Raw genomic sequence first — 14,198 nt, forward strand, 5'->3', positions numbered from 1 at the left:
CGCGGAACGCCCGCTACTGACAGAGCCTTCTGATGACCCTGACCCCAGACACGCTCTTAGAACGCTCGCAGTGGGATTTCTTCTGGGCGCCTTCCGACGCCCTGGTCGTGGACCGCCCGGAGCTGCTCTATATCCGCTCCCCGCGGGACCTGCCGCACCTCAACACCGTGGCGCGGCTGCGCGCGAAGCTCGACCGCGTCCCCGCGCTGCTGGAGGAGGTCATGAAGGCCCACGCGGGGAGGCGCTCGCGCTGCCTCGTGTCGTCGCGCCAAGCGCGCCCAGGGCTCGAGGCGCAACTCAGGCGCGCGGGCTACCAGCCAGGTCACGAGCACGGCGCCTGCTCCATCGCGCCCGAGCGCTACACGCCTCGCCCCCTCGACGAGGGCCTCGTGGTTGAGAGGGTGGGATCGATCCAGCAGCTGCGCGACAGCGCCGAGGTGAGCCGCAGGGCCTTCGGCGCCGCCGAAAGGGACGAGGTGGGCGATGCGAACGATGCGCAGCTCGAGTGCGACCTGGCGTGCTTGACGGGTCCCATGGCGCGCATCAGCCGCTTCGTGGCCTACGACAGCGCCAGCGGTCAGCCGCTCTCGACAGGCGGCCTCAACGTCTATCCGGCGTTGCGCTTCGGCTTCCTCTGGGGTGGAGGCACCGCCCCCGAGGCCCGCGGACGCGGCGCCTACACCGCGATCGTGGCGCGCCGCTTGGCGCTCGCAAGACAGCTTGGACTGCGCCTCGTCGGCCTCTACGCGCGCCTCGACGGCTCGGCCCCGATCGTCGCCAAGCAGGGCTTCGCGCGTCATGGCGCCATGGTCTTCTGGGAGCGTCGAGCACAGCCGTAAAGGCTCGAGCAGCGAGCGAAGCGTGCCTCGCCCCGCCTACCGGACGCACCCCGCGCCCCGTCGGCGCGACGGGCAGCAACGACGCCCAGGCTCTGCGCACTGCGAGCGCCAGCGGGCGTTCCAGCAGGCGCAGCGCGGCATTATTCCCAGCAGGCGCAGCTCGGTATCATTCTTTGGTCGGCTGCGCGACCGCCGCGGACGACAGCGCGGGCTTGCGCTGCCAGATCCCTCCGCGCGTGAAGGCACGCCAGCCCCAACGCAGCCAGCTGATCACGGCGGTGGCGAGCCAGAGCGCCCACGCCAGTGACGCGACGCGATAGACCCACAAGGGCACGGAGACGATCCACTGGCGATTGAGCGCGCCAGCGATGCGATCGTCGAACCAACGCAGGCGCCCGCCCCACGCCCAGTTGCCCGAGCCATTGCCGCTGATCTGCATGTCGGGGTTGCCAAGCAGACCCAGATACACGGAGGCCACGAGCAGGCCAAGCACGACCACCGCGCCGCCGGCGATCGCCAGCTGCGAGCTGTTGTGAAGCCATCGCGGACCGACGCTAACGCGCTCTCCACGCCAGGCGAGATAGAGCAGCCAGCCAGCGACCGTCGCGCCGCCAAGCACGCCGAGCTGGGTCAGACCGACGCCGAGCAGCAGCCACTGATGCGCCGCGAGCGGGCTGAAGGGCAGCCGCGACAGGGCCAGGGCCACCACGAGAAAGAGCGCGAGCTGGGACCAGAAGAGCACGACCGGCCCGACTCCGGCGCCGCCAAGAAAGAGCACCCAGCGCTGCACGGGACGGATCACCTCCGTGCTCACGTTGACGGCCGGTGCGCCGAGGGCCACCGCCGACAGCCGCAGCCGCGTGCGCCAGCCGACGGGCTCCGACCAGCGCAGCTCGAGTTCCTGCGTCCCTGGATGCAGCGCCAGCGCGACGCGACGCCCCTCCTGCCGCAGGGGCTGCTCCTGACCATCGCTCATCACCTTCTCGAGCTCCGCCCCCTCGGGCAGCGTCAGGACGTGCTCGGCACCACGGCTCGTGCGCACGGCGAAACGCAGCACGGTCTCCGTGCGACGATCGCCAACGCTCACCTGCCGCAACAGGTGCTCGACGGTCAGCACCTGGCCCGCCACCCCCTTGGGCCGATCGATCGCGAGCCGCAGCGCCTCGCCCGGCAGCGGCGCCCACTCGCGCACTGGCGCGCCCTCGTCGGTCTGGTGCAGCGGTGGCGGCCCGTGCGCCTCGACGTGCCAAATCGGACTCGCCTCGAGCGACCAGCGCTCGACCCAGGGCACCTCGGCGGGCGCCCTGAGTTGAAGCGCGGAGCGCTCGGGCAGCGCCGAGCGCCAGCTCACCTCTTGCTGCGCCGCCTCGATGCTGACGAGCACGCTCCCCGCGCGCACATGAACCCCCGCGCTGGTGACGGACTCGCCGCTCAGCAGCGGCACCGCCAGCACGATCGCGCTGCCCGGAGGCGTCATGCGCACCACGCGTGTCGCGACCTCCCAGGTCAGCCCGAGCCGCAGCGTCCTTTCGACGCGCACGAAGGGCGGCAGGTGGTGCGGCTGACCCGCGCCGACCGAAGCCCCGCCGCTGGCGGCCGGCGCCTCGCGCGTCAGCTGGAGCTGGTCGTCGATCGTCCCGTCGTCGTGCAAGCCCTCGAGCCGCCAGCCCGCGAGCTCGGCCTCGACCTGCCGCGGCTTGAGCGGCAGGGGCAGTTGCAAGCTATCCACCAGCGGCAGCGCCCCCTCGAGCTCCACGCGATGCGTCCCGGGCACCAAGCTGAGCCAGATCGTGCCACCAGCGCGCGCGAGCGCGGCTGCGCTCTTGCCGTTCACGCGCACCTGTTGCGCTTGCCAATGCTCCGCATGCCCCGGCAGCGGCACTGCGGTCTCGGCCGTGACGGCGACCTCGAGCAGCATCGCCAGGCGATCGGCGCTTACCCGCAGCGCGAGCGCGCCGATGGCCGCGCATTGAGGAAAACACGGCGGTGCTTCGAGCAGGCGTCGGCGCAGCTCGGCATGCAGCCTCGGCTCGTCGCCGAGCGGCGGCGGCGCGCCGTCGGCTTGCGCCAAGCGACCGGACAAGGCGACGAGGAAGAGGGCAACCAGCGCGGGCCCGGTGGCGCTTCCGCCGCGGCCGGCCCCCCTGCGCCCCCGCCCCAGCCCGCGCCACCGCGCCGCGCCCAGGCTGAGCACCAGGGCCGCCAAGAGCAGGACGCGCAGCCCGGCGAGCACGCGGTTGAGCCACGGACGCACCAGCCAGAGCGACAGCCTCTCGTCGGCGCTCACCGGCCCGTTCCACCCGAGGTTGACGCGGCGACCTTCCCAGCGCGGGATGCCAGGCCCTGTCTGCACCATGGCGCTCGGGTCGTTGGCCGGCATGAGGCGCGTCGCGTCGGCTTGTTCGGCCTGCGCGCTGCTGCTGAGGTAGTTCTTGGCGACCTTCGCCAGCCTCTCCCGTCGCTCAGGTTTAGCGCCAACGCCACCCTCATCCTCACGCGTGGCCTCCGCCGCCACCTCGAAGGGAACGGGGGCGGCGGCGGCCGACAGCGCGCCGAGCTTCGTCGCTGCGGGTGCCGCACCCTCGCCCCAGGCCGCCGGGTCGAGCGAGGGAAAGACGCCTTGCCGCAGTTGCCGCGCGCTGAAGGCGACGACGAGGAGCGCGACGACGACCAACGCCGCGGTGCGCGCAAGCTGCAGCAAGGCGTGTCCCCGAGCGCTGCTCGGCCAGACCCGAGCGAGGGCCTCGACGGCCAGCACGACGGCCCAGCTCCAGCGCGGAGCGCCCTCCTCGGTCAGCGTGGCGATCAGCGCCAGCGCCGCCAGCCCGGTCACGCGCGCGCCAAAGAGCTTGGCCATCGCCAGCAGCAGCACCAGCAGCAAGAAGACATCGTCGAGCCGCCAGGCGGAAACCCAGGTCGGCCCGGCGGCGTCGGCGCCCCCGACGTGCAGCAGCGTCCAGCCGGGAGGCAGGTGGACCTCTCCGCTCAGCGCGCGGAAGTCGTGGGCCCAGCCGACCGCAGGCGTCTGGCGGCCGTTCCGGCGCGTCCGGCTCTCCGCTGCGAGCTCGATCGCACCGCGCCGCACCTCGACGGCCGCTCGGGTGGCCGGCCCACGCCGCGTGACCAGGCGATCCTCTCCGCCCACGACTACGTGGCCGAGCTCCGTGCCCTCGCCCATCTCGAGGCGCTGACTCCGCCGCACGCTACCAGTGATCGCATCCGCGACGGTGAACCCGCCGCCGTCGAAGTCCAGCCACCAGCGCCGTCGCAGCGCGAGCGCGTCGGCCGCCGGAGCGCTGTCGCCGCGGCGACGCTCGGCAAGCACGATGGCCGCGCCCGGAACGAGCCGATACGCGGGCAGGTGCTTCCACGCCTCCGGCAGTCGCGTCTGCCCGGGATCGACCGCCGGCGCCTCCTGCACGGCCACGACCCGCAACGCGGGGCGGGCCTCGAAGACCCAGAGCTCCGCCTCGACCCAGGGGCTGGACGCCGGCGGAGCCAGCAGGCGCGACGCCACCACGGCCTGCCGCGCGCGCAGCGTCAGCGTGAAGGTGCCCGGCCTGAGCTGGACGCGCAGCCGGCCGTCGGGCTCGACACGTGTCGGGAGCGCGGCGTCGAGGGCCAGGGGCACGAAGCCGGCGGGCAGCACGGGTCCGAGTGCCAGCTCGCGCGCCTTGCCGGCGACGCGCAGCTCGAGCTGCGTCTCGAGCTCCAGTGGAAGCTCGTCGATGAGGCGACGGGTGACGGTCAGGTCGAGGCGATTCTCAGCGGCGGCGGCCTCGGCCCGGCGCTGGACCGCGAGCGTGCCGTCTGCCGCGCGCTCAGGGAAGTCCACCGCGCGCCCCTCGATGCGCAGCGACACCAGCCCGAGGCCTGCCGGAATCATCACGCTCTCGGGCAGCCGCGGCCAGCGCAGGCGCCCCCTCAGGCGATAGGGGCCGGCCCCCAGCCAGACCACCGGCCGGTCGTCCCGGGCCACCACCACCGCGGCGTGCCCGTCGACTTGCACCGCGACGGGCCAGTGCAGCGGCCCGCCCCCCGGGAGCAGCACGGCGCCCGCGCTCTGCTGAACGCCCTCCTGCGCGAAGGTGCCACCCCGGGCGTCGAGATCGAGCTCGAGTCGCGCGGGCCAATCGCAGCGACGCTCGTCACTGCCGTGCAAGAAGGAACAGCGCTCGGCCTCGTGGCCATGCAACACCCACGAGACCCAGGGGCGCAGCGGCACGGGGAGGTCGAGGAGCTGGGGCGCGGCGCCAGCGCTTGGCGACAGCGCGGCGCTCAGCAGCAGCAATGCGAAGAGCGTGCAAAGGGCGCGGCGGTACTGCGTCAAGGGAAGCTCCTTGGTGGCGCGGCGAACGCGCTTTCGTCAGGCAAGCGCCGCTGGCCTGCGCCGGTGGCGTCCGGCGCCGCCGTGGTGCTCAGCGCTTGAGCGTGACCCCGACGCAGCCGTAGACCCCGGGATCGGAGGCCGGCATCAGCGCAACGAAGGCATCGCTGAAGGCGCGCCGATTGCCCTGCCAGGGCGCGAACTCGAGCGACCCGAAAACGTTGAGCCAGGGATTGATCGGCACCTCGAGCACCCCGGCGAGGAGCCAGCGCAAGCCCGTGAAGCGTCCGCGCACCGCCGTCGCCGAGAGGCCTGCGGGTGGTACGCTGCAAGCACCGACCTCATTGCGCGAGGCGCTGGCCGGACAGAGGCGGTCCGTGTAGAGGCCGATCGTCGTGCGGGCTGTGAGCGCGACGCGATCGGCGAGCCAGACGCTGCCGATAGCCGCCAGATCGACGAAGAAGCTATTGCGTGACTTCGGCCCACCGCCGCCGCCGAGGGCGACGCTGGTCGCCAAAGCCCAGGGCCGGCGATCGATCAGCCGCACGCGCGCCCGCCCACCGACCTCGGTGATCGCGCCAAAGCTCCGGAACTCGACGGCACCGTCGACGCCGATCGGGCGGCCAAGGGGGCGTTGGTCGAGGAGACCGACGGTGAGCCGCGCCGTGATCAGCTGCGGAAAGCCGAGCGCGACGTCACCCGCGACGGCAGCGGGGTTGACGAGGGTCGCGGCCTGGCTCGTCATCATCCGCAGACCCCCGCCGCCCTGCGGGCTCAGCCGCGCGCGACCCGCGGTGCCTGCCGTGCTAGGCGTGGCTGGCCCCGGCATCCCCTGCGCAGCCGCCGGCCGCGGCGACGCGCTTAACTCCGGCTGCAAGGGCGCATCGACCCGCACCGCCGCACCGGGCAGGACCTCGGCGGTCGTAAGCAGCTCTTCGTAGCCGGCGGCGCGCACGGCCACCACATGCGGTCCCGCCAAGAGCTCGGCGTTCTCGATCGGCGCCCTGCCGAGCAGCTCGCCGTCAACAAAGACCTCGGCCCCCACCACCGTGCTGAGGACCGTCAGCGTCCCACGCGGCGGCGTTCGCGGCGCGGGCTGAGGCGCGGGCTGAGGCGCGGGCTGAGGCGCGGGCTGAGGCGCGGGCTGAGGTGCGGGCTGAGGCGGGGCCTGAGGCGGGGCCGCCGCCAGCGGCTCCAGCCGCGCGACCAGCGCCAGGTTCTGCCCCGCCACCGCATCGACCCATTGGCGCCAGGTCACGTAGCCCGTGGCGGTGACCTCGATTAGATAGCGCCCGGGCTGCAGCGCCAGCTCGAGCGGCGCCTCCCCGAGCGGCTTGCCGTTGACCAGGACGCGGGCATCCGGCGCGCCGGCGGCGCTCGGGGCCAGCGTCAGCCGGACGGAGGCCGCGGTGACAGCCGGTGCCGCCGTCGCCGAGGGCGCTGCCGCGAACGCGCTGTCGGCAAGAGAACAGATCAGCGCCAGGGCCAGCCAGCCGCCCCCGGCCCTGCTGGCGCCGGCACGCCCCGCGCGCGGAGACCAGCGCCGATCCCCTCGTAACCTCTTGTCCACCGTCATCGCGCTCCTCGCGCTCTGCGCGCCCCCCGGCGCTGGATTACTGGCGCCCGCTGGTCGGTCGCACCAAGGCCGCATCGTACTCGGCTGGGGCCTGATAGCCCATCAGCCACAACGCCGTCGCAGCGACGTTGCTCAGGCCGCCCGGGTTGGCGTCGCGCACGAGCTGATACTCGCCCGCCGCCGCCGGATCGAAGATCGTGAAGGGCACGGCATTGAGGCTATGCGCCGTGCGTATCCGCGGCTGCTGCGCCTCGTCGCGCTCGATCGCCCCGCTCTTCTTCAGCTCGTACATCTGATCGGCGTTGCCGTGATCGGCGGTGACCAGCGCGATACCCCCGACCCGCGTGACCGCCCGCAGCAGGCGACCGAGACAGAGGTCAACCGCCTCCACCGCCTGTAACGTCGAGTTGAGACTGCCGGTGTGACCGACCATGTCGCCATTGGCGTAGTTGATGCGCAACAGCCCAGTCGCACCGCCCTCCAGCGCCGCGATCGTCGCATCCGTGATCTCGGCCGCTCTCATCCACGGCCGCTCTTCAAAGGGCACGCGATCCGAGGGCACCTCCACATAGGTCTCGAGCGCCTCGTCGAACTTGCCGCTGCGGTTGCCGTTCCAGAAGTAGGTCACGTGGCCGTACTTCTGCGTCTCGCTGCAGGCGAACTGCCGGATGCCGTTGCGCGCGAGATACTCGCCCAGCGTGCGATCGATCGTCGGCGGTTCGACCAGATAACGCTTCGGCAAGCCGAGATCACCGTCGTACTGCATCATCCCAGCGTAGAGCACGCGCGGCACGCGGACGCGATCGAAGGGCGTGAACGAAGCGTCCTCGAAGGCTCGCGTGATCTGGATCGCGCGGTCGCCGCGGAAGTTGAAGAGCACGACCGCGTGGTCATCCTCTATGGTGCCTACAGGCTGTCCATCGCGCTCGATCACGAACTCGCCGAGGAACTGATCGTTGGCCCCGGGATCTTCGCCACGGAAGGTCTCGACCGCCTGGCGCGCGCTGGCGAAGCGCCGCCCCTGGCCGAGCACATGGGCTTTCCAACCGTGCTCCACCACCGGCCAGTTGGCCTCGTAGCGGTCCATCGTCACGTGCATCCGGCCGCCACCCGAGGCGATGCAGTAGTCGCGCCCGGGCGTGGCGTTGATCGCCGCGAGCAGCCGCTCCAGCGCGTCGAGGTAAATCAGCGCGGTCTGCCCGCCGACATCCCGTCCGTCGAGCAGCGGGTGGACCCGCAGCTTGGCCACGCCTTCCTCATGCGCGCGCCGGATCAGCGCATGGAGCTGATCGACGTGGCTGTGGACGTTGCCGTCGCTGAGCAGCCCGATGAGGTGCAGCGGCGTCCCGCGCTCACGGCACTGCGCGGTCAGCGCGCGCCAGACCGCGCCGGCGAAGAGGCTGCCGTCGCGCAGCGCCTGGCCCACCCGCTTGGCGCCCTGATCGAAGACCCGCCCCGCGCCCAGCGCATTGTGGCCGACCTCGGAGTTGCCCATATCGTCCTCGGTCGGCAGCCCGACCGCCACGCCATGCGCCCGCAGCGGAATCGTCGGGTGGTCGCGCCAGAGCCCTTCGAGCACGGGCTTGCGCGCGCGCGCCACCGCATCACCCTCGTCGCCCTTGCCGATCCCGACCCCATCCATCACGACCACGACCAGCGGCCCGCGCCGCGCTCCGAAGCCGTTGCGCGCGAGCTGCCAGGAATCGCTGCCCTTCATCGTCATTGCGCCCTCCCCGTCCTTGCGCCCTTCATCGTCCTTGCGCCCTTCTCGCGCGTTGCCCAGTGCCCGCCCCGGCGCGCTCAGATCCCGCCGCCGCTGGCGAAGACATCCTGTCGCGGCGGCGCCGAGGTGATGCGGCTGCCGGCCGGCACGCTGACGGTCAGCCAAACATTGCCGCCGATCACCGACCCGCTACCGATCGTCACGCGACCGAGCACGGTCGCGCCCGAGTAGATGACCACGCCGTCCTCGATGATCGGATGGCGGGGAATGCCCTTGACCGGGCTGCCCGTCGCGTCGAGCGGAAAGGACCGCGCACCAAGCGTGACCCCCTGATAAATCCGCACGCCGTTGCCGATCACGCTCGTTTCGCCGATCACGACCCCGGTGCCGTGATCGATGAAGAAGCCGGCGCCGATCGTCGCCCCGGGATGGATGTCGATGCCGGTCACGCTATGCGCGTGCTCGGTGATCATCCGTGGCAGCAGCGGGACCCCCAGCCGATGAAGCTCGTGGGCCACGCGATAGTGCGTCACCGCCAGCACGCCCGGATAACAGAAGATCGTCTCGTCGGGTGAACGCGCCGCCGGATCACCCTCGAAGGCCGCCCGCACATCGGTAGCCAACAGCTCCTGGATGCACGGCAAGGCGCCAACGAAGGCGGTGGTGATCGACCGCGCCCGCGCCTCGTGTTCGCTGGTCTGCGCCGCCGCGTCGCTCTCGGCGAAGGCCAGGCTGCGCTGAATCTGGACCGCCAGCGTGCGCTGGATGTCGTCGAGCGTGTGGCCGACGTGGTAGCGCACCGTCTCGGCCCGCAGCTCGGAGGAACCGAAGTAGCCCGGGAAGAGCACGATGCGCAGCAGCTCGCTAATGCGCACGACGACATCGCGCGAGGGCAGCGGATCGAGCTGCCGATCCTCGAGCCAGCGATGCGTCATCGGGCTCGCGTTGCCGCAGAGCTCCTCGACCACCGCGGCCAGGTCGAGCGCCACCCCGCCGTTGGTCGCTGGCTGCGGGACGCGCGTCATCGCGGATCCTCGAAGAGCCAGGTGCTGAGATAGCGCTCGGCGCTGCTCGGCACGATCACCACGAAGGTCTGGCCCAGGTACTCGGGGCGCGCCGCGACCTGCAGCGCCGCCCAGACGGCGGCACCCGAGGAGATACCAGCGAGCACGCCCTCTTCGCGGGCCAGGCGGCGCGCAATCTCACCCGCCTCGTCGTGTCCGACCGCGACCACCTCGTCGACGAGCGCCGGATCGTAGACCTCGGGAATGAACCCGGCGCCGATGCCCTGGAGCCGGTGCGGACCGGGCTTCCCACCGCTGAGCACAGGAGAGTCCGCCGGCTCGACGGCGATCGCGCGGAACGAGGGCTTGCGCGCCTTGAGCGCCCGGCTGATGCCAACGATGGTCCCGCCCGTACCCACCCCGGAGACGAGCACGTCGACGCTGCCGTCAGTGTCGGCCCAGATCTCCTCGGCCGTCGTCTGCTGATGAACCTCGGGGTTCGCCGGGTTGCAGAACTGCTGCGGCATCAGGTAGCGCGCGTCCTGGCTGACGAGTTCTTCGGCCCGCCGCACCGCGCCCAGCATCCCCTCGGCGCCCGGGGTCAGCACCAGCTCGGCACCGAGGGCACGCAGCAGCTTGCGGCGCTCGACGCTCATCGTCTCCGGCATCACCAGCGTGCAGCGGTAACCGCGAGCGGCGCAAACGAAGGCCAGCGCGACCCCCGTGTTGCCGCTCGTCGGCTCGATGATGATCGTCTCGGCGTGGATCGCGCCCTGCGCCTCGGCGCGCTCGATCATGCTCAGGCCGATGCGATCCTTGACGCTGGCGCAGGGATTGAGCGTCTCGAGCTTGAGCAGGATCTGCGCCGGCACGTTGGCCGCCAGGCGATTGAGCCGGACCAGGGGCGTCCTGCCGACGAGCTCCGTGATGTCCCGCGCGACGCGCATCGGCCACCGCCCCCTTCCCGTGCTGATCGGGCCGGCGCTGTATACCACGGACCGCGCTCCTCTGGCTCGCCTCGGCGCTGCGTGCTACGGCTCCTTGGTGCACCTCGATCAGGCCGCTGACCTCTACCTCGAGCACCTCAAGGTCGAGCGCCACCTGACGCGCAACACCCTCGACGCCTACAGCCGCGACCTCGCCGCCTTCGGGCGCTTTTGCGCGGCCCGCGAGCGCGCGGCGATCAGCGCGATCGACGGCCGGACGGTGCTCGAGTACCTGATCGGGCTTTCCAAGGCGCAGCGCGCGGTGCGCACCCAGGCGCGCCAGCTCGTCACCCTGCGCGGCCTCTTCCGCCATCTTCGCCGCGAACGCCTGATCGGCATCGATCCGACGGCCGCCGTCGAGCTGCCCCGCATGGGACGCAAGCTGCCCGAGGTCCTTACCCTGGCCGAGGTCGAGGCCCTGCTCAGCGCGCCCGCGCTACAAAGAGCCAACGGGCTGCGCGACGCCGCGATGCTCGAGCTGCTCTACGCCACAGGCCTGCGGGTCAGCGAGCTGTGTCAGCTTCGGGTCGCGGACGTCAACCTGGAGCGTGGGGTGCTGCTGGCGACCGGCAAGGGCCGCAAGCAACGGATGGTCCCCATCGGCGAAAGCGCGCTGGCGCTCGTCACCCGCTATCTGAGCGAGGCCCGACCCGCCGCCGATCGCCGGCGCAGCGAGGCGCTCTTCCTTTCGCGCCAGGGCGGCCCGCTGACGCGGCAGGCCTTCTGGAAGCTGCTCGGCCAGCACGCGCGCGCTGCCGGAATCACCAAGACCACGTCCCCCCACACGCTGCGACACTCCTTCGCCACGCACCTCTTGGAGCGCGGCGCCGATCTGCGCGCGGTGCAGGCCATGCTCGGCCACGCCGACATCTCGACGACGCAAATCTACACCCACCTTGACCGCACCCAGGTCTTCGAGACCTACCGTCGCCACCACCCGCGCGCCTGAGCGCAGGGCCACCCGCTAGCACCCCCCGCCCTCGCCAGCCTTGGCGCGCGATGTGCTGCACGTCTGCTCGTGGCGCCACGGGGCGGCGCCGCGTGGCCGCAACCAGCATCAGCAAAAGGTCCGTTTTGACAAAGCGTTCCGAGAATTCCGGCGGTGGGCCGGAATCGCAATCGCCGGCAGCGCCGACGCCCCGAGCGTGGAGTGATGCCCTCGGCGCTGGGGACCACGGTCCCCACAAACGCCGTCTGCGCACGTTTTTTTCACTGGGTAGCAGACACTAAATCTTTCGATCAACCTGTCGATGGAGTGAATTGAGACGCGAGAGCGAGGAGCGACGCGGTGGACGGCAAGAACCGAGACGAGACAAAGCTCGAGTCCCTGACCCGGCGCCGTCGGGCCAGGGAGGGCCGCTGCCTCTGTTCCTGCCTGGCCTGGCTCTGCATTCTGCGCCACGCGCTGCTCGCATTCGCCGCGCCGGTCGCCAGCGGCCCCGCGGGAACGCCCTCGCTTCGACCTTCCGCGTGGCTTACGTCGCGCGCGAAAATCCGTACCCAGCCGATCGACGACGGCAGTCTCCCCGCACAGCTCGCAGCCCGCCTGATGCGCGACGGCGCCGAGCAGCCGGACAGCCCCTACAGCCTGGCGCGCTGGTCGGGGACCCGTCTAGCGCCGCTGATCCATCGCGCCCCGGGTCCTGGCACGGACGCGGCCGCGCGCCTCTCCGATACGCGGGCCAAGGTGGCGATGGCTCGCGACGTCTTTGGTGCGCTGCTCGCGCTGGCCGCGCAGCGCTCGACTGCGCTCGGACTGCTCACCGATGGCCAACAACTCCGCCTGCGTCCCGTCTTTCGCGCGGGCGGCTTCAGCGTCAAGGTGGCGATGGCCTGGTAGCCGCGCCGGGTGAGCACGCGCGCGAGGTTCCCACCGGAGGCCCGGCGGACCGGCGGTCCGGCGGTAGCCGAGACCCTCTTGGATCCCGCCGCTCCGGGGGATCCCCCCGGTGGATCCCCCCTTTGACAGCACGTCCCCATCCGCCCATAATGCGCGCACTTTTCGATCCGGGTCGGCGCGCCGCGGGCGGCCTTGAACCGCCGCTCGTCCCGTCCACCGTCCTCGCCGCATGAGGGTCCGCGTGCCGGTCGCCACACTTCTTCTGTTCTCGGCCATCGACGATCCTCAGCGGGTGCGCGATGCCATCGTGATGCTGATCGCGCTGGTGCTCTCGATCGCCGTCCACGAGTACGGTCACGCCCTCGTCGCGGACCTGCTCGGCGACGACACCCCGCGGCGGCAAGGCCGTGTGACGCTCAACCCGCTGGCGCACGCCGACCCGATCGGCACGCTGCTCTTTCCGCTGATCGGCTTCCTCGGGGGCGGCGTGCTCTTCGGCTGGGGCAAGCCGGTGATGGTCAATCCGCTGCGCTTCACGCGCCGCTTCCGCATGGCGACAGGGCATATGCTGGTGGCGATCGCCGGCCCAGCGATGAACGTCCTCCTCGCCCTGCTGGTGACCTTGATCTACGCGGTCCTGCTCCGCCTCGGCGTGCTCGACCCGGCCAGCGACGCCGCCCACGGCATCATTCGCCTGATCCTGCTCAACTGGGTCCTGATGCTCTTCAATCTCCTGCCGATACCACCGCTCGACGGCGGCACCGTGCTGGCGTGGCTGATCGGCGACCGCCAGCCGCGCGTCATCGGCTTCCTCCAGCAATACGGCTTCATGCTGCTGATCGTGTTCCTGATGACCGGCCTGGTCAGCTACTGGCTGATGCCGGCCTACGGGATCGCGCTCGGATCGGTCGCGCTGGTGCATCGCCTGCTCTTCTAGCGAGACGGTCATGACCGGCACCGAGGAAGACACCTACCATATCGAGCTCCCCGACTTCGAGGGGCCGCTCGACCTGCTGCTGCACCTCGTCAAGCGTCACGAGCTCAGCATCCTCGAGATCCCGATCGCCTTCATCACCGACAAGTACCTCGCCTACCTCGAGCTGATGCGCACGCTGAACATCGATGTCGCCGGCGACTACTTGCTGATGGCGGCGACGCTCGCCTACCTCAAGTCGCGCGAGCTCCTGCCGCGACCGCCCGCGCTGATCGACGACGAGGCCGACGCCGAGGACGGCGCCGATCCGCGGCTGGAGTTGGTCCGCCGGCTGCTGGAGTACCAGCGCTACAAGGAGGCGGCGCTGCAGCTCGGGGAGCGCCCCGTGCTGGGACGCCAGGTCTTCCCCCGCGGCGCGCCCGTCGAGCGGCCGCCCACCGTCGAGCTGCCCCTGGTCGAGGTCGGCACCTTCGAGCTGCTCGCCGCGTTCGCGGAGGTCTTGGGCCGCCAACGGGTCGAGACCGGCTACGAGGTGATGATCGAGCGCATTTCGATCAGCGATCGCATCAACGAGATCGTCGATTTGCTGCAGCAGCGAGACAGCGTGCGCCTGCTCGATTGCATCGATCTCGCGGGCAGCGGCGCCCAGCTCCGCCACCGCATCGTCGTGACCTTCCTCGCGATGTTGGAAATGGCCCGACTGCGGATGATCCGCGTGCTACAGGAGCGGACAGGCGGCGAAATCTATCTGACCCGCACGGCAAGCCTGCAGCCCGCGGCCGCGGCCGCCCAAACCGAGACGACCCAGACCGAGACGACCCAGACCGAGACGACCCAGATCGAGACGACCCAGACCGAGACGACCCAGATCGAGACGACCCAGATCGAGACGACCCAGATCGAGACGACCCAGCCACGAGAGCCAGCTGATGAGCGCAACGAAGAACGAAACGAAGAACAGGGCTAGGC

10 protein-coding genes are annotated in these 14,198 nt (G+C 71.2%); 5 read left to right on the plus strand and 5 right to left on the minus strand.

All coding sequences use genetic code 11. The features are described from left to right. Window positions 1-32 precede the first annotated feature (32 nt). Window positions 33-839: a hypothetical protein gene (locus tag IPL40_13695; protein ID MBK8482198.1), complete on the plus strand. Its 807-nt coding sequence runs from the start codon at window positions 33-35 to the stop codon at window positions 837-839. 166 nt (window positions 840-1,005) lie between these two features. Here IPL40_13695 and IPL40_13700 read toward each other — a convergent pair whose 3' ends face one another. From IPL40_13700 to cysK, 5 genes are all read right to left on the minus strand, one after another. Then, the gene (locus IPL40_13700) at window positions 1,006-5,169 is read right to left on the minus strand and encodes a hypothetical protein (GenBank protein MBK8482199.1); all 4,164 of its coding nucleotides are present in this window, start codon (window positions 5,167-5,169) and stop codon (window positions 1,006-1,008) included. A gap of 88 nt (window positions 5,170-5,257) precedes the next feature. Continuing rightward, window positions 5,258-6,736, minus strand: a complete 1,479-nt coding sequence (locus IPL40_13705; protein ID MBK8482200.1) for a PEGA domain-containing protein — start codon at window positions 6,734-6,736, stop codon at window positions 5,258-5,260. 43 nt (window positions 6,737-6,779) lie between these two features. Next, window positions 6,780-8,459, minus strand: a complete 1,680-nt coding sequence (locus IPL40_13710; GenBank protein ID MBK8482201.1) for a 2,3-bisphosphoglycerate-independent phosphoglycerate mutase — start codon at window positions 8,457-8,459, stop codon at window positions 6,780-6,782. An 83-nt stretch (window positions 8,460-8,542) separates the two neighbouring features. Beyond that, window positions 8,543-9,490, minus strand: coding sequence for a serine acetyltransferase (locus tag IPL40_13715; GenBank protein MBK8482202.1), 948 nt, complete (start codon window positions 9,488-9,490; stop codon window positions 8,543-8,545). Continuing rightward, window positions 9,487-10,416 carry a cysteine synthase A gene (gene cysK / locus IPL40_13720; protein ID MBK8482203.1) on the minus strand — a complete coding sequence of 310 codons (930 nt, stop codon included), beginning with the start codon at window positions 10,414-10,416 and terminating at the stop codon, window positions 9,487-9,489. The genes IPL40_13715 and cysK overlap by 4 nt, the downstream gene beginning before the upstream one ends. On the opposite strand from cysK, the gene xerD reads away from it, so the two are divergent. From xerD to IPL40_13740, 4 genes are all read left to right on the plus strand, one after another. Continuing rightward, window positions 10,397-11,404 carry a site-specific tyrosine recombinase XerD gene (gene xerD / locus IPL40_13725; GenBank protein MBK8482204.1) on the plus strand — a complete coding sequence of 336 codons (1,008 nt, stop codon included), beginning with the start codon at window positions 10,397-10,399 and terminating at the stop codon, window positions 11,402-11,404. The two genes, cysK and xerD, sit on opposite strands and share 20 nt — an antisense overlap. Window positions 11,405-11,743: 339 nt before the next feature. Then, on the plus strand, window positions 11,744-12,295 hold the full coding sequence (locus IPL40_13730) for a hypothetical protein (protein MBK8482205.1): 552 nt from the start codon (window positions 11,744-11,746) through the stop codon (window positions 12,293-12,295). Between the two features lie 241 nt (window positions 12,296-12,536). After that, window positions 12,537-13,232, plus strand: a complete 696-nt coding sequence (locus tag IPL40_13735) for a site-2 protease family protein (GenBank protein MBK8482206.1) — start codon at window positions 12,537-12,539, stop codon at window positions 13,230-13,232. Window positions 13,233-13,242: 10 nt separating this feature from the next. Beyond that, window positions 13,243-14,196, plus strand: a complete 954-nt coding sequence (locus tag IPL40_13740) for a segregation/condensation protein A (GenBank protein MBK8482207.1) — start codon at window positions 13,243-13,245, stop codon at window positions 14,194-14,196. Window positions 14,197-14,198: the final 2 nt, after the last annotated feature.

The sequence above is a fragment of the Pseudomonadota bacterium genome, assembly GCA_016711215.1.
Taxonomy (GTDB): domain Bacteria; phylum Myxococcota_A; class Polyangia.